Annotated in this window: 16 protein-coding genes and 2 pseudogenes; 8 read left to right on the top strand and 10 right to left on the bottom strand. The window is 38.7% G+C overall.

Annotation, left to right across the window (positions count from 1 at the left end; genetic code table 11):
* Positions 1 to 39: 39 nt before the first annotated feature.
* On the top strand, positions 40 to 330 hold the full coding sequence (locus H515_RS14750) for a hypothetical protein (RefSeq protein WP_051274732.1): 291 nt from the start codon (positions 40 to 42) through the stop codon (positions 328 to 330).
* Positions 331 to 428: 98 nt separating this feature from the next.
* Positions 429 to 707, top strand: a pseudogene (locus H515_RS14070) (transposase); the annotation flags it as partial.
* A gap of 109 nt (positions 708 to 816) precedes the next feature.
* Here H515_RS14070 and H515_RS0108710 read toward each other — a convergent pair.
* Both H515_RS0108710 and aspS read right to left on the bottom strand, forming a co-directional pair.
* Positions 817 to 1,098 carry a winged helix-turn-helix domain-containing protein gene (locus tag H515_RS0108710; RefSeq protein WP_025877456.1) on the bottom strand — a complete coding sequence of 94 codons (282 nt, stop codon included), beginning with the start codon at positions 1,096 to 1,098 and terminating at the stop codon, positions 817 to 819.
* Between the two features lie 169 nt (positions 1,099 to 1,267).
* Positions 1,268 to 3,028: an aspartate--tRNA ligase gene (gene aspS, locus H515_RS0108705; protein WP_025877454.1), complete on the bottom strand. Its 1,761-nt coding sequence runs from the start codon at positions 3,026 to 3,028 to the stop codon at positions 1,268 to 1,270.
* A 191-nt stretch (positions 3,029 to 3,219) separates the two neighbouring features.
* Between aspS and H515_RS0108700 the strand changes: the two genes are divergently transcribed.
* Positions 3,220 to 3,609 carry a DUF1573 domain-containing protein gene (locus tag H515_RS0108700; protein ID WP_025877452.1) on the top strand — a complete coding sequence of 130 codons (390 nt, stop codon included), beginning with the start codon at positions 3,220 to 3,222 and terminating at the stop codon, positions 3,607 to 3,609.
* A gap of 320 nt (positions 3,610 to 3,929) precedes the next feature.
* Here the strand turns inward: H515_RS0108700 and H515_RS0108695 are convergent, their stop codons facing one another.
* From H515_RS0108695 to H515_RS14065, 7 genes and pseudogenes are all read right to left on the bottom strand, one after another.
* Entirely contained in the window at positions 3,930 to 4,262 is a 333-nt protein-coding gene (locus tag H515_RS0108695; protein WP_028901850.1) for a cupin domain-containing protein, read from the bottom strand.
* Positions 4,263 to 4,408: 146 nt separating this feature from the next.
* The gene (locus tag H515_RS0108690) at positions 4,409 to 7,666 is read right to left on the bottom strand and encodes a TonB-dependent receptor (RefSeq protein ID WP_028901849.1); all 3,258 of its coding nucleotides are present in this window, start codon (positions 7,664 to 7,666) and stop codon (positions 4,409 to 4,411) included.
* 160 nt (positions 7,667 to 7,826) lie between these two features.
* Entirely contained in the window at positions 7,827 to 8,543 is a 717-nt protein-coding gene (locus tag H515_RS0108685; protein ID WP_025877450.1) for an RsmE family RNA methyltransferase, read from the bottom strand.
* A 22-nt stretch (positions 8,544 to 8,565) separates the two neighbouring features.
* Positions 8,566 to 9,117, bottom strand: a complete 552-nt coding sequence (locus H515_RS0108680; RefSeq protein WP_025877448.1) for a bifunctional nuclease domain-containing protein — start codon at positions 9,115 to 9,117, stop codon at positions 8,566 to 8,568.
* Positions 9,114 to 10,379 (bottom strand): nucleoside permease, encoded by a 1,266-nt coding sequence (locus H515_RS0108675; RefSeq protein ID WP_025877446.1) that lies wholly within the window; start codon positions 10,377 to 10,379, stop codon positions 9,114 to 9,116. The genes H515_RS0108680 and H515_RS0108675 overlap by 4 nt, the downstream gene beginning before the upstream one ends.
* A gap of 228 nt (positions 10,380 to 10,607) precedes the next feature.
* Positions 10,608 to 11,207: a DUF3256 family protein gene (locus H515_RS0108670; RefSeq protein ID WP_025877444.1), complete on the bottom strand. Its 600-nt coding sequence runs from the start codon at positions 11,205 to 11,207 to the stop codon at positions 10,608 to 10,610.
* 265 nt (positions 11,208 to 11,472) lie between these two features.
* Positions 11,473 to 11,697: pseudogene (locus H515_RS14065) on the bottom strand (putative PEP-binding protein); the annotation flags it as partial.
* Positions 11,698 to 12,101: 404 nt separating this feature from the next.
* On the opposite strand from H515_RS14065, the gene rlmD reads away from it, so the two are divergent.
* Positions 12,102 to 13,529 carry a 23S rRNA (uracil(1939)-C(5))-methyltransferase RlmD gene (gene rlmD, locus H515_RS0108660; protein WP_028901848.1) on the top strand — a complete coding sequence of 476 codons (1,428 nt, stop codon included), beginning with the start codon at positions 12,102 to 12,104 and terminating at the stop codon, positions 13,527 to 13,529.
* 283 nt (positions 13,530 to 13,812) lie between these two features.
* Entirely contained in the window at positions 13,813 to 14,898 is a 1,086-nt protein-coding gene (locus H515_RS0108655) for a porin (protein ID WP_407635962.1), read from the top strand.
* 282 nt (positions 14,899 to 15,180) lie between these two features.
* Here the strand turns inward: H515_RS0108655 and H515_RS0108650 are convergent, their stop codons facing one another.
* Positions 15,181 to 16,260 (bottom strand): hypothetical protein, encoded by a 1,080-nt coding sequence (locus H515_RS0108650; RefSeq protein ID WP_025877439.1) that lies wholly within the window; start codon positions 16,258 to 16,260, stop codon positions 15,181 to 15,183.
* A 146-nt stretch (positions 16,261 to 16,406) separates the two neighbouring features.
* Between H515_RS0108650 and H515_RS0108645 the strand changes: the two genes are divergently transcribed.
* The 3 genes from H515_RS0108645 to H515_RS0108635 all read left to right on the top strand — a co-directional run.
* Positions 16,407 to 17,591, top strand: a complete 1,185-nt coding sequence (locus tag H515_RS0108645; protein ID WP_028901847.1) for an ATP-binding protein — start codon at positions 16,407 to 16,409, stop codon at positions 17,589 to 17,591.
* 88 nt (positions 17,592 to 17,679) lie between these two features.
* Positions 17,680 to 21,255 (top strand): pyruvate:ferredoxin (flavodoxin) oxidoreductase, encoded by a 3,576-nt coding sequence (nifJ, locus tag H515_RS0108640; protein WP_025877437.1) that lies wholly within the window; start codon positions 17,680 to 17,682, stop codon positions 21,253 to 21,255.
* A 259-nt stretch (positions 21,256 to 21,514) separates the two neighbouring features.
* Positions 21,515 to 21,864, top strand: a 350-nt coding sequence (locus H515_RS0108635; protein ID WP_028901846.1) for a transposase, incomplete at its 3' end; no start/stop codon positions are given.

The raw sequence follows: 21,864 nt of genomic DNA, 5'->3' as shown, positions 1-21,864 counted from the left end.
ATTACTGAAATCTACCGCCTAAGATGAGCTATCGAGTCGTTGTACAAACAGCTTAAACAGAACTTCCCGCTTCATTTCTTCTATGGGGACAGCGTCAATGCCATACAAATACAGACATGGGTAGTCTTGATTGCGAATCTGCTGATAACAGTCCTGTCAAGAAGCATCAAGAGACACTGTGCATTCTCGCAAGTTGTTACCATGATACGACTTATGCTTATGTACTACGTTGATTTTATCGCATTCATGGAAAATCCCGAAAAAACTTGGAATGATTTCCTTGCAAAGGAGATGCAAAAAGCGCCACCTGAACCAAGTCTTTTCGATTAGGGGGGGCTTACTTTTGAAAAAATTAACCCAAAAGTCCTATTTTACGGGACTTCGGGGAAGATATTTATGCTCTTTTGAGTTTTACCGGACAGCAATATTTGAGAATAATATTTGCAAAGAACACTTTCAAGGATGCCGCCAGATTAAGTATGGCTAAATGGTATAATAAGGTAGAAGAAGCAGGATTTCACTCCTTTAATGTGATAACGGCTACTTTCTAAGAACACTATGAAGATATTTTGAACTTCTACAACAACAGATCCTCCAATGCGGCAGCTGAATCATTTAATGCGAAAATCAAACTGTTTAGGGCAAACATCAGAGGAGTGGCAGATAAGAAATTCTTTCTCTTCAGAATAGCAAAACTGTATGCATAATCCCCATCTTTTTCCTACTGAGCCCCATTATTTCATTATTGTATAGCATAAAAAAAAGGAGTCTATACACAAAATACAGACTCCTACATGAATATTTTACCAAAATTGATTAAGCAAGTTCAATCTTGTTAGCTTCACCTTTAACCTTACCCTCTTTCGAGAGCCAGCCAATACCAAGATAAGCTTCTTCTGTTGAGATTTTAGCTGTCTTTGCAATCTCGTTTACCGAAAGAGCTTTCTCAGCTGCTGCAAGAGCATTGTAAACGTCTCCAGCCTTGAATCCAATATTCTCAGGGCTTAAATCTACAGATGTTGTTGTCTTTTTTGATACAGTCTTTTGCTGTGTCGCTTTCTTCGCTGCTGTGCTTGTAGTCATTTTCTTTTCTACCATAATTCCTTCAAACATTTAATTTCTACTTTAATCAAATTTATAATTTGACATTTGTTAGTGCAAATGTAGCTTTTTATTTTCAAAGAAATTAAAATACTGCACGAAAAAATGCTAACTCCAGTCTTGATATCAGCCGAAATAGTATTTTATTGATTTAAATCAATGAACTTTAATGTTTTAAATCCAATTTTAGTTGCAATTCTTCCAATTGCTTATTAGCCAATTCAGAAGGAGCATCCAACATTACATCACGACCACTATTGTTCTTTGGGAAAGCAATGACATCCCTGATAGAGTCAAGACCAGCCATGATACTGACATATCTATCCAATCCAAATGCAAGTCCTGCGTGTGGTGGCGCACCATATTTAAAGGCGTTCATCAAGAATCCAAACTGCTCTTCGGCTTGTTGGGGTGTGAAACCAAGGACTTTAAACATTTTTGCCTGTAACTCTGTGTCGTGGATTCGAATAGAGCCTCCTCCGACTTCAATACCATTACAAACAAAGTCATATGCCTTAGCCCTAACCTTCTCAGGATGTTCGTCCAATAGATGTAAATCATCGGGATTAGGCATTGTAAATGGATGGTGTGTCGCCATCAAGCGCTGCTCCTCATCGCTCCATTCAAAGAGTGGGAAATCCACTATCCAAAGACACTTAAACACATTTTTATCTCTGAGGTTCAATCGATTGCCCATCTCCAACCGAAGTGCGCACAATTGTACTCTGGTCTTATTTGGTTTATCTCCTGAAAGAATTAAAACCAAATCGCCGTCTTGGGCCCCTGAGGTCTCCTTTACTTTCTGAAGTTGTTCTGGTGAATAGAACTTATCTATTGAACTCTTAACTTCTCCATCTTTGCCATATTTGATGAACACTAAACCCTTTGCGCCAATTTGAGGTCGTTTTACAAAATCTGTAAGTTCATTTAATTGTTTCCGACTATAATCTGCACAACCTGGAACCACAATTCCACCAATATACTCAGCTTCATTGAAAACAGAGAAATCGCCAGTACCTTTAAGGTCGTCCATCAATTCAACAAATTCCATTCCGAAACGCAAGTCTGGTTTGTCAGAGCCAAAACGTTTCATGGCTTCTTGCCAAGTCATTTGCTCTAACTTCTCAGGGAGTTCGACACCTCTTATTTCCTTGAACAAATGGCGAGCCATATCCTCGAAAATATTTATCACATCATCTTGATCCACAAATGACATCTCACAGTCTATTTGGGTAAACTCAGGCTGACGGTCGGCACGCAAATCTTCATCTCTGAAACATTTGGCTATTTGAAAATAGCGATCGAAACCAGCTATCATTAATAATTGTTTCAAGGTTTGAGGACTTTGTGGGAGAGCGTAAAATTGCCCTGGGTTCATTCGCGAAGGAACCACAAAGTCTCTTGCTCCTTCTGGTGTTGAGCCAATAAGAATCGGTGTTTCAACCTCAATAAAATTTTTACTATCCAAAAAGTTGCGAATCAATATGGTCATTCTATGCCGTAATTCCAAATTACTGCGAACCGACGGACGACGGAGATCCAAATAACGATACTTCATTCTTAGGTCGTCTCCTCCATCGGTATTATCCTCAATGGTAAACGGCGGTGTTAATGAAGAACTTAAAATATTTAATTCTTTAGCAATTATCTCTATTTCTCCGGTCGGTATTTTACTGTTCTTGCTTTGGCGTTCACTAACAATCCCTCTCACTTGAACACAATATTCACGTCCAAGTTTATTCGCTTCATTACAGAGTTCAAAATTTTCTGCTTCATTGAATACCAATTGGGTAATTCCGTAACGGTCACGTAGATCAACAAAAGTCATCCCTCCCATTTTTCGGGTGCGCTGTACCCAACCAGAAAGTACGACCTCTTTACCGTTGTCTAATAGACGAAGTTCACCACACGTTTTTGTACGATACATAAGTATAGTTATTTAATCATTTTCCATTGCAAAGATACAACTTTCCTATGAAATATGGACAAAAGAAGTCTCAAATGCAAGATTTTGATATGTTAAAACAAGAATAATACAAATTAATAATTGTAAAAAAACGAGTTATCTCTAAACTTTCTACCTAAATTTGCATCATAAATAAAAAAGAAAAGATGATTATGAAAAAATTTTTATTAGTAACTTTGATGATGTTTTTGGGTCTGTCGTTCTCGATGGCTCAGGGGAAAGCGGATATAAAATTCGATAAAATAACTTACAATTTCGGAACGTTCTCTGAAAACAATCCAATTCAGAAAGTCACATTTACTTTCACAAATATTGGTAACGCACCTTTGGTTATCAACCAGGTAGTGGCAAGTTGTGGATGCACAGTTCCCAGTTACGAAAAGAGGCCAGTAGCACCAGGACAGAAAGGTTCTATTAATATAACATATAATGGAACGGGGAAGTTTCCTGGACACTTCAAGAAGAGTATTACGATACGTACAAACGCAAAGACAGAAATGACGCGTCTTTACATTGAAGGTGTCATGGAACCTAAAAAGTAAATATAGATTATAATCAATAAAAAAAGAATGTATCTATTGATACATTCTTTTTTTTGTAGGATACTATGCTACTTGCACTTCGTTGGTGAAAATTCATAACCTATATGCGGGGTTGATGAAGATGTTATAAAGATTTGATAATCGGAGTTTTATCTATTCACACACAAAAGATGAGCTTTTACAGGGTAATGGCTGACCTATTGGCAGCCAATAGCTTACCTTTTACAGCATTAGCCTTGGATATGTTCACAAAGCGAAGGTAATGTAGATATTTTATCAGCACAATTGATGAGGTGTAACAAGAATGTCGGCTTTGTAAATCAACGCAAAGTAGGCACAATTGCTAAATATACTACATCATGGTCTGTTTTGTTTTCAAACCAGTGAGAGTGGCCATCAGGGCAATAATGGATTTGCCCCATACTAATTGTCTCTTCTATCTCGTCACAATGAGCCGTCAACTCTCCACTGACCACATACATGACTTCGAACGAACCATCATGCTTGTGCTTGCCGCTATTAGCACCAGGACGTAAGGTAGAGTACATGATGCGTGCCTTATCGTCAACATAATTCCGTGTATCTAACTTTCCATCTCCTCCTTTAAAACCTTGGAGATGTTCTTCCGCTATTTTCTCAAAATCAATTTTCATAAATAATAATTTATTTACATTGGGTTGGGTTTTCCGAACTTTGGATAAATGATGTACAAGACATTATTTATCTAACTTGAGTACAAAGATAATAAAAATGTGGATACACTAAAAATGTATCCACGTTTATTATTTTCTTTTAGAGATTAGAATGTATATCTTAATCCTATCTGTCCGCGCCAGCGACTGTAATATGAATTATAGTTCCTAGCTATATGTGTCGCATCGAACTTGAAGAGACCTCCGCCCTCATAGTTGAATGGGCTGAAATATGTGCCAAAGCCATCTCCGTAGGTGTGTCCCCAATCTTTGTTCAACAAGTTGCCCACATTAATAATATCGAAACTAAGTTCAAGCGAATTAAGTTGCCCTGCCACTTTAAAGCTATACTTCTGTGCCATGTGAACGTCAAAATGATGCTCAAATGCAAGATTGTCTGCATAGCGCTTGAAGTATTCACCACGATGTTCACGCATATAAGAATCATCAGCGATCCATTGTTTCAGCAGAGCGCGCTGTTGGTCTTGTGATAACTCACCTTGGTAGCCAGCTCCAAGAACTTTTGTGATTAAAGGATAAGTGTTATTGCTGTTATTTACAGTCGTTGATGCAAACTTCATCATGTCAATCTGCTCATCTGTAGGGATGAACATCAGGTCGTTTCCACGTGCGCCGTCACCATTCATATCACCATACATTTCTATAACATAAGGCGAGCCGCTCTTGGCCTGGTAAATCACTCCGATTGTAGATTGCCATTGCTTTTGTGCACCATAGTTGACGTGGTAATAGGCACTAGCTTGAACACGATGGGGAACATTGTAAGCGCTGAATCCCAATTCTGGATCATTCGAATTTCTGTATGTTGTATTATACATCCAGTTGCTACCGGCCACAGAAGAACTTCCGCTATTAACACTCATCGAGCGTGTCCAAGTATAACTTGCCATTAAGTCCAGGCCAAAGTTGAAATGTTTCTCTGCTTTTAATGACAGGTTCACAGTATATCCTTTGCTGGTATTGTAAAGTCCATATACATAGGCATAAGGAGTTCCTGTTGTCACTTTTTCAAACATGGGGCGGTTGTCCCACATATAACCTGTTTCTTGTCCAAAGGTTCTTCCAGTTTCCTCAACTGCGAGATTCTTATAATAAATGTCGTTCAGAGTCTTGGAATAGATAGCTTCTGCCGTCCAGTCAATACCCAACACCTTGAAATCAAGACCTAAGTTGGCTTTAAATGTCTGAGCAAACTTGAATTTGTCATCAAAGACATTAACCTCCTGACTTCCTGATGCATTTAACTTTTGAGCATTTGGTAATTGTCCGTTTGGATCAAGTAATAATTCCAAACCTTTAGGATTATATACAGTGTATTTTGACATCTGAATACCTGTATTTGTGAAGTTGTTGCTAATCCATACATAAGGGATTCGTCCTGTAAATACCCCCACGCCACCACGAAGGATATATTTGCGGTCCTTGTTAATATCCCAGCGGAACCCTACACGTGGACTCCATAATGGCCTACTTGAAAGCTTATGGTCGGTACGCACACCCCATCCCTTGTTCGCAGCAAACTCATTGAATCCCTCATTAGCAGTCGGGGTATCAAAGAATAGAGGGATTTCCATACGCAAGCCATAGGTTAACTGGAACGATGAGGAAACATCCCACTTATCTTGGGCATAGAATCCTAACTGACCAGCAGAGAAAGGTGTCCGCCATCGTGGGTCGCCTGTTACTTCAGTATTAGCCATGCCAAAACGGTATTGTTGGAAGTAAGCATAATTTGGGTCTAACGAACCAGTCATGTAATCAGTATAATACTTATTGAAGTGAGCTAAGTCAGCGAAGTTATAAGAGCCATTTGCGTCTTGTATGAATAAATTGGCAAACTTATAGAATTCATTGTGAGTACCAAAAGTAAAAGTATGGTTTCCTTTATACCAGGTGAGATTATCTTCAACTGTATAAATATCCTGATCAAGTTGATTGGCCATTGAGGAACGCTCATTTCCTATATTAACTGAGCCACCTGTCACCTGTAAGGAAATCATTGGGAAAGCTGATGAAAGGGCACGTTGATCGCGGACTCTGACATAGCTTACACGTGCTTCATTGCTAATTACTGGCGATATCCGGCTTTGTAATTCAGCAGTGAAAGAATGTGTCTTACTTTCAAATGGATAATAATAATGATCATCGTTTAATGAAGATCCGCCAGAAACACTATTCAATTTCTTGGCATCAACATAACTCCAGCGGAATGCAAATTTATTGAAGTCGTTGATGTTCCAGTTAATCTTTGCACCAAATTTCTGGCTTTTGGTATAAATATTAGGATTGCCAAAAGCACCGTTATAATTGAGCCCTTGCTTAGCGGCCATCTCTTTAACCTTTGATAAGACACCATCAGCTTCATCTGCCAACACTCGTGAGCCATCTTGACGGTAGCCATTGATATTAGGATAATCTTTATTGGCATTTTCATAGTTTATGAAGAAGAACAACTTATCCTTAATAATAGGTCCTCCCAATGTGAGCCCCCACTGGTATTCTTTCTGATCTTGGAACTTTGGAGCATATCCAGTTCCATCAGAATATGGATAATGTGAGCCTATTAAACTCTTGTTGTTGCCAAAACCATACAAGCTACCATGAAAGTTGTTAGTACCTGACTTAGTAATAGCGTTGATAGCGCCACCGGTAAATCCGCTCTGTCGAACATCAAAAGGTGCAACATTAATATGAATTTGATCGATTGTCTCCATTGAGACAGGCTGAGTACCAGCTTGCCCTCCATTAGATCCATCTGCGGCAAGACCAAATACATCATTATTCATTGCACCGTCAATCATGAATGAATTATAACGATTACTTGTTCCAGCAAAAGACATTGCACCTGTGTTGGTGGTTGTTAATTGCGGATTTAATCGGGCAACATCAGCTATTCCGTGGGTAATACTTGGCATATCAGCAATCTGTTTGGATGTCAGACTCTGAGCAGCTCCTGTTTTTGTTGCATTGATTCCAGCATTACCTGTGACAACAACCTCCTGGAGTTCTTTTGAGTCTTGCTCTAGTGAGCATGACATATCCTCCACTTCGCCCAATCTAAGATTAACGTTTTCGAAGGTCTTGGTCTGTTGTCCGATGTAGGCGACTTCAACTTTGTAAGGGCCACCAACACGCATACCTTGAATGGTAAATCGCCCCTCAACATTTGTTACAGCACGATAAACTGTTCCTGATGGTTGATGGGTGGCTGTGACCGTAGCACCAATGACTTCCTCTCCCATGGAGGTAATCTTACCGCTAATGCCAGATGTCGTTACCTGAGCCATGACGGAAAGAGTCATAGTAAACAGGACAACAACAAGAAAGAGTAACTTTTTCTGCATAATTGATAAAATTTAATAGAATAATAACGTTCTTTTATTTTGGTGCAAATATAACCAAAATTTATCAAAAGAACGTTGACCATGTTAGAAAATGTTTAAAATAATAAACTCGATTCAGTTTTTAAACGATGAATCAAACACCATGTCTGATATAAAGTCGTTATAATCGCAATGCCAAATTCGCCATCATAACAGCATTCAGGCCGGCTGTTTCAGTTCTAAGCCTACTCTTGCCAAGTGTAACGCTCTCATACCCTAAACTTAGAGCGGCTTTAACCTCGTCAATTGAAAAGTCTCCCTCAGGACCAATCATAACAACAATATCATCATTATTTGAATCAAGGTTGGCAAAAAAATCTTTTCTTGGAATTTCATCATAGCAATGGCAAATAAACTTATTTTTTGCCTTTTCGTTTTTAATAAAATCCTTAAAATCAACTATAGGACTAATAAGTGGCTTCCAAGGTTTTCTGCTTTGTTTCATTGCGGATATGACAATCCTTTCAATCCTATCAGTTTTAATTACATGCCGCTCAGAAAACTTACTGTTAAGAAAAGAAATCTTATTGAAACCGATTTCTGTTGCTTTTTCAACCATCCATTCCATCCTTCCCATATCCTTGGTTGGGGCAATGGCAAGATGAATTTGGCCTTTCCAAGATGGATTTTGTTTTAGCACCTCTTTTACTTTATACAAACAATGTTTTGATGACGCCATCTTTACCTCGGCAAGGTAGAAACTCCCCACTCCATCCATCAGATAAATTTGATCTTTAGGCTTCAATCGAAGTACCCTTATTGCATGTATGGTCTCATCTAATGGTAATTCATCAGTTTCAGCAGCATTCGGAACATAGAAATAGTGAGCTTCTCTCATACCTTAACACAGATTTAGACAATTAATGATCCGTACGTTGACGCTTTTGAAGTTCGTCCCTCAAATTCGATGCCAGCTCATAATTTTCGTCAGTGATAGCTTTTTCTAAAGCCTGCTCAAGCATTTGACGACTTAATGCATTGACAGGCAAAGCCATCTTGCTTTTACCAGATTCACAAGGAACACTCTGTCTTGAAAACAATGTTTCCTCCATATAGATATCCAACTGAGCAATGTTTGCTAAAAGTACAGCATCAGAAGCTCGCATCTTTGTCATTTCCAATGTTGTTTTATTTATCAGCAATGCTTGATACTGGCCATCAGAAATAGATGAGAAAAATATCTCATAATAATCTGAATTCATTTCTGGATTTATTTGGCATAGAACCTCAGGTATCATCTTGTCAAGGACAGAAGGCTTTCCTATCCTTAAACTAAACTCGTATTCCATATACTTGTCACAAATTATAGCAATTTGTTTCGTATCAGGCTGATTAGTCAGTATCAGCAAGCCCATTTCTGAACTTCCTACTATTTCTGTAATACCTCTGAAAAATATCTGTACTTTTTTCATTCTACTTTCTTGGGGCGAAATATTATCGAGAAGCTAACACCAACTATCAGTGCGTAACCAGCGAAAATGAACCAACATGACTGCCAATCTCCGATAGTAAGGATATCATTACCGATCTTTGAAGGATATGTAAAGTGATTGATGACACCTTGGGCAGCCAAAGTTCCAATAGTCGCCCCCACTCCATTTGTCATAAGCATAAATAACCCTTGTGCAGATGAACGTATAGCGGCATCCGTGCTTTTATCAACAAACAATGAACCAGAAATATTGAAAAAGTCAAAAGCAACACCATAGACTATCATTGAGAGGATAAAGAGTATGACTCCAGGAAAGCCTGGATTACCCAATCCAAAAAGACCAAATCGTAACACCCAGGCAAACATTGCTATCAACATCACATTCTTTATTCCGTAACGACGCATAAAGAAAGGAATAAGCAGAATACAACATGTCTCGCTGATTTGTGAAAGGCTAATAAGAATATTTGCGTGTTGGACACCAAATGATTGTGCATATTCCGCTTGAGCCCCAAAGCTGAATAGAAATGGGTTTGCAAAACTATTTGTTATCTGCAAGCTTACACCCAAAAGCATTGAGAATATAAAGAAGATAGCCATCTTTTTTTGTTTGAAAAGCGCAAACGCTTTGAGTCCAAAAGCGTCAACAAAACTTTTCTTTTCAACACTTTTTGATATAGGACAGTGAGGCAAGGTGAATGTATAAAGGAATAGCAGGATACTTGCAACAGCTGAAGTGATGAACTGACTCTGATTACTTTGGAAGCCTAAGATATCAACCAGCCACATTGTTAAAATGAAACCCATGGTGCCGAAAACACGAATTGGAGGGAAATCTTTGACGGTGTCCAATCCAGCCTGATTCAAAGAGAAGTATGCTACGGAATTTGTTAATGCTAATGTCGGCATATAGAAAGATACAGACAAAGAATATAAAGTAAATATTGTCGTGAAATCTACATTACTTCCCACCGTCAGCCCATACCATGCCACTCCGAACATAAACAAACCAGCCAACAAATGACAAAGACCTAAAAGTCGTTGAGCAGGAATCCATCTATCTGCCACTATCCCCATCAAGGCAGGCATAAAAATAGAGACTACTCCTTGCATTGAATAAAACAATCCGATATTTGCACCAATGCCAACATTTCCCAAATATCTCCCCATTGATGTGAGATATGCACCCCAAACTGCAAACTCCAAGAAGTTCATCAGTGCCAAACGTACTTTTAAATTCATTTTTATCAGTTAATTTTATTTTCGACAAAAGTACAGAATTTCTTATAAATGACCAAATACAAAAGGTAAATTTATTCATGCATTTATGAATATACAAAAAATTGATTGTCTCACGACAACCAATCTTTATTAACCTTAATAATCTAATACCATGAAAAACACATTGCAAAGTTATGGAAATAATCCGTAATTGCAAAACTTACAATGTGTTACATGTGACATTTAACTCTATTTAAACGTTTCTCCGTTCCATTTGTATTTTCTTTGCTTTATTATGGTTTTAATCTTTGGTTTATCATCATTTGCCAGTAGAGAAAGGGAATAATCAACCAACACACTATTCTCATTTGGTAGGAATTTCATTTTAATCATCTTGGGTTCGAGCAGTGAATAAAGTTGAGAGACCGCATTATTGGATAAGGAATCTGGTAATTCAATGACAGGTTGTAGGTTAATATTCTCTTTTATCAGTTCCCAGTTTTTATTATACAATGATAATTTGCTTTCAGCAGAGGGGCCGAACCAAGTTTGCAAAACACCAATCGTATTATTGTCCAGGATTTTAAGTTCCATTTTTGAACTTTTACTTAAGATTACAGACAAATAATTGTCACTCATTACAGTGTCTATTTTTGTTGTGTCATTGAGTAAGTTCCTAACTTCTGACTTGATGTGCATATCTATGTAATCTGTCAACTCAGTCCTCAAGCTGTTATTCAAATATGGAATGATGGAATCGGGCATGGCTATCCATAACTCTTTGATATTCTGAGCTTGAATGTTCAAAGATGTAATTCCTAAGAGAAAAAGTAATAGTATTTTCTTCATATAAATAAGCGAAATATTGAAAATTCAATGCAATGTTACGCTTTTTTTATCGAATAGCCAAGGGAAAATCAAAAATAAAATGTGAGAGTTTATCTTAAAAGGGGGCAAATGTCATGTCGCAACAATTACGGAAAGGAGTAATTGTGAACAATCGTCCACCATCGTTACCATAACCAATCACAAATTAACTGTCATCTTCATTACCTCACTTCAAATCTTTACGGCTGTTACAGCCTTTTTCAACCGCGGTTTTAATTAGCTTTCACACATCATCTTGGTCGAGAACCTGGAAGGGATCGACATTAAAGATTTTCTTTTCAAGATAACTTGGTAAGATACTCGTAATGTCATCACGACTGTATCCAAATGTCATCTATGTCAAATCATCGTTTACAAAACTGAAATATTCTGCTTTGCTCGCAATCAAATCAGCCGTAACCACTACACAGGTAATTTCAATCATCGAACCAATTTTGAACGGAACTTCAACACTCCTTTATCCTTCTATTTATTTGATAATTGCATACATGAGATTATTTTGCTATTTTCTATCCTTAATATCGAGGTCTTGAAACAAAATTTATCGATAAAAGAAACTACTAATCATAGAATTAATATCACTCAAAAGACCACCTTTGTCATATGTCTGTAACTTATTGGTTGTTAGATAGATAGTGATTGCTAAACAAAAGCTCACATTTTGTCATACAAAAGGTCATCTTTCACATTGTAAAAGGTCACCATTTAAAAACATACAGATGTATGAAAGTCATTTAATCGTCAGCAATATTGAATAATAAAGACTACAAGTTTACCTAAACAATTATAATTAAGAAATTATTTACCAAACCGCAATGAAAAAAAATAATTACCTTTGCACCAAATTAAGACAATATGAGTAGAAAAAGGAAGCCATTACCATTATTAGAAAATGTGGAAATAGAGGCTGTTGCCGCAGAGGGGAAATGTGTTGCGCATGTAAACGATATGGTTGTTTTTGTCCCTTTTGTAGTGCCAGGTGATATCGTTAACCTTCAGGTTACTAAAAAAAGACACAGCTACTGTGAGGCTATTGTAGAGCGGTTCATCTCATTCAGTAACAAACGTATCGAGCCTAAGTGTACGCATTTTGGAGTATGTGGTGGCTGTAAGTGGCAAAACCTTCCATACGTGGAACAACTAAAAGCCAAGCAGCAACAGGTTTTAGACCAACTTACACGAATTGGCAAAATAGAACTTCCTGAAATCACTCATATTTTAGGGTCTGAAAAGACAGAAGAGTATCGTAATAAACTTGAATTTGGCTGTTCCAACAAGAGATGGTACACCAAGGAGGAATTGGCTGAACTACCCGAAGGTGTCGGATTGTCTCAAGGAGCCATTGGCTTTCATATACCAGGTGCTTTTGATAAAATCTACCCTATTGAGAAATGCCATCTTATGGATGACTTCTGTAATAAGGTGAGAAATGCCATACGAGACTATTCGTTTGAGAATGATATACAATTTTATGATATACGGGCTCAACATGGATTGTTGCGTGACATTATGTTTCGCAATTCAAATACTGGAGAGTGGATGGTACTTGTTCAGTTTAAATTTGAAGAGGCTGGCGATGAGCAAAAGGCCATTGACCTTTTGCAGTTTATTTCAGATAAATTCCCAGAGATAACGTCATTGCTCTATGTTGATAATCAAAAGGGAAATGATACTTTCAATGATTTACCCATCACATTATTTAAAGGGAATGACCATATTTTTGAACTTATGGAAGGCTTACGGTTTAAAGTTGGGCCGAAGAGTTTTTACCAAACGAATACCGATCAGGCTTACCACCTTTATTCTATAGCTCGTAAATTCGCAAACCTTACTGGCAAAGAACTGGTTTACGACCTTTATACGGGTACTGGTACTATAGCAAATTTCGTTGCCAAGGAAGCGCATAAAGTCATTGGTATAGAGTATGTCCCTGAAGCTATTGAGGATGCAAAAATCAATTCACAAATCAACAATATCGAAAACACGCTATTCTATGCAGGTGATATGAAAGATATATTGACTAAAGAGTTTATAGACGAACATGGACATCCAGATGTAATCATAACTGATCCTCCGCGCGCAGGAATGCACACCGATGTTGTCAACGTAATACTCTCAGCACGCCCGAATAGAATTGTTTATGTCAGCTGCAATCCAGCTACGCAAGCACGCGACTTGACCTTGCTTGACGAAGATTATAAGGTGGTGGCAGTACAACCTGTAGATATGTTCCCCCACACTCCGCATGTTGAGAATGTTGTCTTACTTGAAGAAAGAATTTAAGTTACATGAAGTCTTGTCAACTTTTGATTATATTTTAGTAACATCGTCAGTCTGTATAATATTTTGCAATATGAGGCAGCAATTATAAAAGAGAGAAGTGAATATGAATCCCTAATATTTAATAAAATACTCGGGACATAATTTACGCTTTCATATTTTTGAAACAAAAAATTAATGAGCATTTCTATTTTATAAATTTTAATTGTACCTTTGCAAAATTAATTTAATATATACTAATATTAAAAACTAACACCTTATGAGGAGAATTTTAACGATAGCAGCGATGGCAATCAGCATGCTCAATGCTCAAGCGCAATCAACAAAATGGATTAATAATGTGAAATTGTCTGGATATGGCATGGTTCAATACCAATATACTGGTAGAGAAAATGCTAAATCCAATTCTTTCAATCTGCGTATGGCTCGTATCGCCCTTGATGGCCGTATCTTGAAAGATTGGTATTGGAAAGCGCAGATACAGTTCAATGGTAACACTTCGACGCTTGGTTCTTCTCCAAGGGTTGTTGACCTTTTCGCCGAGTGGCAGAAATATGAATTTTTCCGTGTCAAAGTAGGTCAGTTTAAAAACCCATTCACTTTTGAAAATCCTATGCATCCTATAGAACAGGGATTTATGTCTTATTCCCAAGCAGTGTTGAAGTTAGCTGGGTTTAATGACAGAACTGGTGAACATGCTTCCAATGGTAGAGACATAGGATTACAAATCCAAGGTGATTTCTTAAAAAATTCAGCAGGTAGGAATCTTCTCCATTATCAGGCTGGTGTATTCAATGGTCAAGGCACAAACGTAAAGGATATTGATCAGCAGAAAAACCTTATTGGTGGTATATGGGTAATGCCTGTATCCGGCATGCGTTTAGGCTGTTTTGGATGGATAGGAAGTTATGCCCGTAAGGGGAAATGGACAGACGAGAACGGTGACCACTCTGGTGTTCGCAGTCTGCAGCAACGCAGATATGCCTTCTCTGCTGAATATTTGAAGAATGACTGGACAATCCGCTCAGAGTATATCCACTCAACAGGTGGGGCGTTTGCCAAAACGCTTGTGAACACTAATGATGCCACAGCTTCAGATTGCTCACTCAGCACTAACGGCGACCAATCTCAAGCTGTTTACGCATTGGTAATTGCACCTATTATTAAAGAGAAATTGCATGCCAAAGTCCGTTACGATATGTATCAGCCTTCAGATGGTGCAAAAAAACAAAGAACGCAATACGAAGTTGGTTTGAATTACCACTTCAGCAAAAATCTTGTTTTAACAAGTGAGTATGCCTATGTAAATGATAGAAGTCTTGCAAAGCCAAACTATTCAATGATAGATATGCAGTTGAGCTATAGATTCTAAGATCAGGAAATAAAGAAAGATAGAAAAAAATGTAAGCATATTTTACCCAAAAATTTAAAATGGGTATTACCAATTAACGCACACAAAATTTAAAATGTCAAACAAGTCACATTCAAGACATAGACGGCATCACTACGATCAATACAGTGCATTTGATCCGAATAAACATGCCTCGGCAGTCCAACGACGTAAAATGTGGTCAAGAATCATTTTATTTGTGGTGAGCATTATCGCCATTATTGTTGTGTGCGTAGCTCTATGGGCATACACTCATTAAGCTCATTACATTTCATCTATATTTAAATGGTAATGTGTGCCATCATAGGCAATGTGCATCAACTGATGCATGTTGCCTATGTTTTTTGAAATGGCCAGTGCAACGTGTCCCATTGTTTGCCTGAGATTGATTTCTACCATGGGATGCAGTAAATTATTGCGTGTTTCTCCATTCTTATTGAATGGATTCTCAATTACCATCATATCGACCCCAACAGGTCCAAAATAGTTGCAAAGTAATTCATCCGTCAACGCCTTCAAGATGTGATTTCTGACAATGTCAAGCAAAGAAGGTGAGAAATATGAGGACAATAGTCTTAGCTTGTCCTGCTCCGGCGCAATCATACTCCCTGTATATACGCCATGAACAGTCTCAAACAAGGATAAACCAACATATCTAACTTCCCGACTATCAACAAAGAACTCCATGGCGAAATCTTTAACCTTATTATAATATGGTTCAATTACTATCCCTCCTTGGTTCGATATGATGTTTTTTGCCCAGTTTGTCTGGTGATTATTCATTTCATGTTTCACATATCTAATACCTCTGCCACTCCCACTCCATGGGGCTTTGATGACAGAAAGATCATTGTTGCACACTTGTTGTTGCAACTCTTCGAGAGTTGTAACATAACATGAGCGTCCTATAATGCTCTTATTATTTATACTTCTCACGAGATCCTCCAAAACCTTAACAGAAGTTTGTCGATTACTCAATGATTTGTATTTAGACAATAAATGGTTATTAGGCAACAATGCATTACGAAGCCCTATTCTTCTTAACTGTTCCGTAATACAGATATCCCAACCCCATGGTACGACTCTGGTCACTTCTTCGAGCAAAGGCTGCACAGTCAAGCTATCGACAAACTTCACCTGTTTTTCGTATTTTCCACAATTACAAAAGCTTCTATGTGCACATTCGATATTATCAACCAACACAATATCACCGTTGTTTGCCCAAAAAGAAGGTATGAAACCCAAGTCTGACCTGAGAAGCCTTCCTGCATGCGGGGCAGTAAAATTCTTATCATCTTGCGCCAAAGCTAAATCATGTTCAGGATTGAAAACATACAGATTCATAAATTACTTTTCGTTGTATTTTGCAAAGTTAAGATAAAGCCATCAGAAGTCAAAATAAAAATAAAAAAAACGTTTTTTGCTATCTAGAGTTTGCAAATTATAGAAATAAGTATTATCTTTGCACTTACTATATAATTAGAAAGTAGATGGATGCATTCTTTCGTACTCATGCCTATCTTGTTGAGCATAATCATGCACCAGTTCATCGAATCCTCATGGATGAGATTGACTGGAATAATCGCATGATAGGTATAAAGGGAACACGGGGAGTTGGAAAAACAACTTTTCTACTTCAATATGCTAAGGAGAACTTTGGGCCCAATAATCGCCAGTGTCTTTACATTAATATGAACAACTTCTACTTTCAAGGAAGAGGTATTGCTGACTTTGCGGGGGACTTCTACAGACGAGGAGGAAAGGTTTTACTAATAGACCAGGTATTCAAACAACCACATTGGAGCAGTGAATTAAAGAAATGTTATGACCTTTATCCGAAACTTAAAATAGTCTTCACTGGATCAAGTGTTATGAGATTAAAAGAAGAAAATCCTGAACTTAATGGTATTGTCAAGAGTTATAACCTTAGTGGATTCTCTTTCCGTGAGTTTCTGAATTTACAAACTGGAAACAATTTTTCATCTTACACGCTAGATGAAATCATCCTGAAACATGAGCAAATATGCAAAAAGATACTTCCAAAGGTTAGTCCATTGAAATATTTTCAAGATTATATTCATCATGGCTTCTATCCCTTCTTCTTGGAAAATAGGAACTTTTCAGAAAATCTGCTAAAGACAATGAATATGATGACCGAGGTTGATATTCTACTTATTAAGCAGATTGAACTGAAATACCTTACAAAAATAAAGAAACTGTTTTATTTGTTAGCATTACAAGGCCCAAAAGCACCAAATATCAGCAATTTAGCGAAAGAAATAAATACAAGTCGTGCCACGGTAATGAATTACATCAAGTATCTCGCAGACTCCAGACTTATTAATATAATCTACCCTGTAGGGCAAGAATTTCCTAAAAAACCAGCAAAGGTTATGATGAATAATTCAAATTTAATTTATGCCATCTATCCTATTCAGGTTGAGCAGCAAGATGTGATGGAAACTTTTTTTGTGAATACTCTGTGGAAAGATCATTTGGTTAATGAAGGGAAAAAGTCAGGTAGCTATATTGTGGATAAGACAAGGAAATTTAAAATCTGCAATATTGAGAATAATAAGATGCGCTTAAATTCAGACACTATTTATGCACGCTACAACACAGAAGTTGGAAAAGATAATAAAATTCCTCTCTGGCTCTTAGGTTTCTTATATTAGAACCCTATTAATTTTAAACAAAAACAAATTAAGGCCTATACAAAATAAAAGACCAAAACATTATAAAATTCATTTAATAAATTACAAAATGGCTAAAGAAAAAAAGTTTATCACTTGTGATGGTAACGAAGCTGCTGCTCATGTGAGCTATATGTTCTCTGAAGTTGCGGCAATCTATCCTATCACGCCGTCATCACCTATGGCGGAACATGTTGACACTTGGGCTGCAAAAGGCCGTAAAAACCTTTTCGGTCAAACAGTAACAGTTCAGGAAATGCAATCTGAAGGTGGTGCTGCTGGTGCAATGCACGGATCGCTTCAGGCTGGCGCACTGACAACAACATTCACTGCATCTCAAGGTTTGTTGTTGATGATTCCTAATATGTATAAGATTGCAGGTGAAATGCTTCCTTGCGTCTTTGATGTTTCTGCTCGTACTGTTGCCACACACGCACTGTGTATCTTCGGTGACCATTCAGACGTTATGGCTTGTCGTCAGACAGGCTTTGCAATGTTCTGCTCGGGTTCAGTTCAGGAAGTAATGGACTTGACTGCAGTTCCCCACCTCGCCTCTTTGAAAACAAGCATTCCTTTTGTTAATTTCTTCGATGGTTTCCGTACGTCTCATGAGTACCAGAAAATAGAGCTGATTGATCAGGATGAAGTTGCTAAACTTGTTGATCCAGAAGACATCAAGCGCTTCCGTGATCGTGCTCTTTCTCCAGAGCGGCCTGTAACTCGTGGTACAGCTGAGAACCCAGAGACATTCTTCACACATCGTGAAGCTTGCAATCAGTACTATGACAATATTCCTGAAGTTGTTGAGAACTATTTGGCAAAAATCAAGGATATAACAGGTCGTGAGTATCATCTTTTCTCTTATTATGGTGCAAAGGATGCAGAAAACATCATCATCTTGATGGGTTCAGCTACTGAAGCTGCTAGAGAAGCGATTGATTATCAGATGAAGCAAGGCAAGAAGATTGGTATGATTTCAGTTCATCTCTATCGACCATTCTCTGTTAAGCACTTGCTTGCGGCAATTCCTAAGACTGTTAAACGCATCGCAGTCCTTGACCGTACGAAAGAACCAGGTGCAGAGGGTGAGCCTTTGTATCTTGATGTTAAGAGCGCATTCTATAATGTTGAAAACAAGCCATTGATCGTTGGTGGCCGTTATGGTCTCGGTTCGTCAGATACAACTCCTGGACATATCATTTCCGTGTTCAATAATCTTGAGCTCCCAGAGCCAAAAAATCACTTTACTGTTGGTATCGTTGACGATGTAACCTATACATCTCTGCCTATGATTGAAGAGGTTCCGATGGGTGGCGAAGGTATTTTCGAAGCCAAATTCTATGGACTCGGTGCGGATGGTACTGTAGGCGCCAATAAGAACTCTGTTAAGATTATTGGCGACAATACTGACAAATATTGTCAAGCCTACTTCTCTTACGACTCTAAGAAATCTGGTGGTTTCACTTGCTCTCACCTTCGTTTTGGCGATTCACACATACATTCAACTTATCAGGTAAATACCCCGAACTTTGTGGCTTGCCACGTTCAGGCTTATTTGAACATGTATGATGTAATCCGTGGTTTGCAGAAGAATGGTACTTTCCTTTTGAACACTATTTTTGAAGGTGAGGAGCTCATCAAATTCATTCCTAACAGAATCAAGCGTTACTTTGCTCAGAACAACATCACCGTTTATTATATCAATGCAACGAAGATCGCACAAGAGATTGGACTTGGCAACAGAACCAACACCATTCTTCAGAGTGCTTTCTTCCGCATCACCAACGTCATCCCTATTGATCTTGCAATCGAGCAAATGAAAGCATTCATTGTCAAGTCATATGGAAAGAAAGGACAAGATATTGTTGACAAGAATTATGCGGCGGTTGACCGTGGTGGCGAATACAATGAACTAACGGTTGATCCATCTTGGACTAATCTTCCCGATGATGCTGAAGATACTACAGATGATGCGCCTGCATACATCAAGGAGATTGTTCGTCCTATTAATGCACAGGCCGGAGATTTGTTGAAGGTTTCCGACTTCATTAGATATGACATGGTTGATGGAACAATGTATAATGGTTCCGCAGCATACGAAAAGCGTGGTGTGGAAGCATTCCACCCTGAATGGACACTTGAAAATTGTATCCAGTGCAATAAGTGTGCTTATGTATGTCCTCATGCTGCCATTCGTCCGTTTGTTCTCGACAATGAAGAGCTGAAAGGTTTCGACGATAAGACCTTGGAGATGAAAGTTCCAAAGCCGATGGCAGGTATGCACTTCCGCATTCAGGTAAGCGTACTCGATTGTGTTGGTTGTGGTAACTGTGCTGATGTTTGCCCTGGCAACAAGCAGGGTAAAGCATTAAAGATGGTTCCCTTTACTCGCGATGAAAAGATGATATCAAACTGGAACTATCTCTCAAAGAACGTGAAATCAAAACAACACCTCGTAGATATTAAGAGCAATGTCAAGAACTCTCAGTTCGCTAAACCGTTGTTCGAGTTCTCAGGTGCTTGTGCAGGTTGTGGTGAGACACCTTACGTAAAATTAGTTTCTCAACTCTTTGGCGATCGTCAGATGATATCCAATGCAACAGGATGTTCTTCCATCTATTCTGCATCTCTGCCTTCTACTCCTTACACTACCAATGAGCAAGGACAGGGACCAGCATTCGACAACTCATTGTTCGAGGACTTCTGTGAATTCGGCTTGGGCATGACTCTAGGAAACAAGAAAATGCGTGAGCGCATTGCAAAACTCCTGACTGAGTCAATGGAAGATGAACACGTTCAAGCTGACTTTAAGGAAGCAGCACAGAAATGGCTTGACACAAAGGATGACTCAGAGGCGTCAAAGGTGTCGAGTGCAGCTTTGAAACCACTGATTGCCAAAGGAGCAGAAAAAGGCTGCCCTATCTGCAAGGAACTGCAAACTTTGGATCATTATCTTGTTAAACGCTCACAATGGATCATCGGAGGTGACGGTGCGTCATATGATATCGGTTATGGCGGTCTCGACCACGTAATTGCTTCTGGTGAAGACGTAAACATTTTGGTTCTCGATACCGAAGTTTATTCTAACACAGGTGGCCAGAGTTCTAAATCAACCCCACTCGGTGCTATTGCACAGTTTGCCGCACAAGGTAAGCGTATCCGCAAAAAGGATCTTGGTTTGATGGCTACGACATACGGCTATGTATATGTGGCTCAGATTGCCATGGGTGCTGACCAAGCTCAGACTCTGAAAGCAATTCGCGAGGCCGAGGCTTACCCTGGTCCATCACTCATCATTGCCTATGCTCCATGTATCAACCATGGTTTAAAAGCCAAGGGTGGTATGGGCAAGAGCCAAGCAGAAGAGGCTCGTGCCGTTGAAAGTGGATATTGGCACTTGTGGCGCTATAACCCACAGTTGGCAGATGAAGGAAAGAATCCATTCGTCCTCGATTCCAAGGAACCAGATTGGAGCAAGTTCCAAGACTTCTTGATGGGCGAGGTTCGTTATCTCTCTGTAAAGAAGGCTTATCCTAATGAAGCACAGGAGCTCTTCAATGCTGCTGAAAAGATGGCTAAATTGCGCTACCAGAGCTACGTCCGCAAGACGCAGGAAGATTGGAGTACCAATGAAACTGAAGCATAATTGCTTATCACACTCATATAAAAAAAGGGATTTCCGATAACGGAAATCCCTTTTTTATTGCAATTTGCAAAGTAGATGGGACATATTTCAAATATTTCTGATGCATGGAGGCGTAATGGACATTTTGTAGGCTGAAAAAGCTCCAGATGTTTGTAATAGACAAATGGTAGGCTGGCAATTTCCAGCGGTACTGTCCTATAAAAGTGTGTAAGCTTCTTTTTTCTTATCTTTGTATTTGTACACTATAAAAAAGGAAAAAATGAAACTTACACATTCGCAAATTTCGGAAATTCTTTCGAATTACACAAGTAGCAGCGAGGGTTTTGTTACCCTTCAGTCATTAATCATGAACTCCCTGATGTATCATGAACGAGAGTTGTTCGTCAGCGAAAATGCCCATGAGCAATGCAATGGTTTCCGTTCTCGTCGTTGGTACAGTCACGGCTTTGAGTTCTCGCTCCGTATTCCGCGCAGTCGCAGCGGAAACTTCTATCCCATTCTCTTAGGGTTGATACGCAGCGAAAGCGAGGAACGTGCCAAATTGTTCAATCTCCTCTACACCAAAGGTCTTACCACGGAGCAGATAGGCGAGATTTCCAATTGCGTCTA

The organism is Prevotella corporis DSM 18810 = JCM 8529 (assembly GCF_000430525.1).
GTDB lineage: Bacteria > Bacteroidota > Bacteroidia > Bacteroidales > Bacteroidaceae > Prevotella > Prevotella corporis.
Note: the sequence above shows the minus strand (reverse complement) of the source record. Positions and strands in the feature narration are given on the sequence as shown.

Excerpts from the sequence above, each read along its gene's own strand:
- H515_RS0108710 (WP_025877456.1), bottom strand. The coding sequence starts at position 1,098 with ATGGTAGAAAAGAAAATGACTACAAGCACAGCAGCGAAGAAAGCGACA.
- aspS (WP_025877454.1), bottom strand. The coding sequence starts at position 3,028 with ATGTATCGTACAAAAACGTGTGGTGAACTTCGTCTATTAGACAACGGT.
- H515_RS0108700 (WP_025877452.1), top strand. The coding sequence starts at position 3,220 with ATGAAAAAATTTTTATTAGTAACTTTGATGATGTTTTTGGGTCTGTCG.
- H515_RS0108695 (WP_028901850.1), bottom strand. The coding sequence starts at position 4,262 with ATGAAAATTGATTTTGAGAAAATAGCGGAAGAACATCTCCAAGGTTTT.
- H515_RS0108690 (WP_028901849.1), bottom strand. The coding sequence starts at position 7,666 with ATGCAGAAAAAGTTACTCTTTCTTGTTGTTGTCCTGTTTACTATGACT.
- H515_RS0108685 (WP_025877450.1), bottom strand. The coding sequence starts at position 8,543 with ATGAGAGAAGCTCACTATTTCTATGTTCCGAATGCTGCTGAAACTGAT.
- H515_RS0108680 (WP_025877448.1), bottom strand. The coding sequence starts at position 9,117 with ATGAAAAAAGTACAGATATTTTTCAGAGGTATTACAGAAATAGTAGGA.
- H515_RS0108675 (WP_025877446.1), bottom strand. The coding sequence starts at position 10,379 with ATGAATTTAAAAGTACGTTTGGCACTGATGAACTTCTTGGAGTTTGCA.
- H515_RS0108670 (WP_025877444.1), bottom strand. The coding sequence starts at position 11,207 with ATGAAGAAAATACTATTACTTTTTCTCTTAGGAATTACATCTTTGAAC.
- rlmD (WP_028901848.1), top strand. The coding sequence starts at position 12,102 with ATGAGTAGAAAAAGGAAGCCATTACCATTATTAGAAAATGTGGAAATA.
- H515_RS0108655 (WP_407635962.1), top strand. The coding sequence starts at position 13,813 with ATGGCAATCAGCATGCTCAATGCTCAAGCGCAATCAACAAAATGGATT.
- H515_RS0108650 (WP_025877439.1), bottom strand. The coding sequence starts at position 16,260 with ATGAATCTGTATGTTTTCAATCCTGAACATGATTTAGCTTTGGCGCAA.
- H515_RS0108645 (WP_028901847.1), top strand. The coding sequence starts at position 16,407 with ATGGATGCATTCTTTCGTACTCATGCCTATCTTGTTGAGCATAATCAT.
- nifJ (WP_025877437.1), top strand. The coding sequence starts at position 17,680 with ATGGCTAAAGAAAAAAAGTTTATCACTTGTGATGGTAACGAAGCTGCT.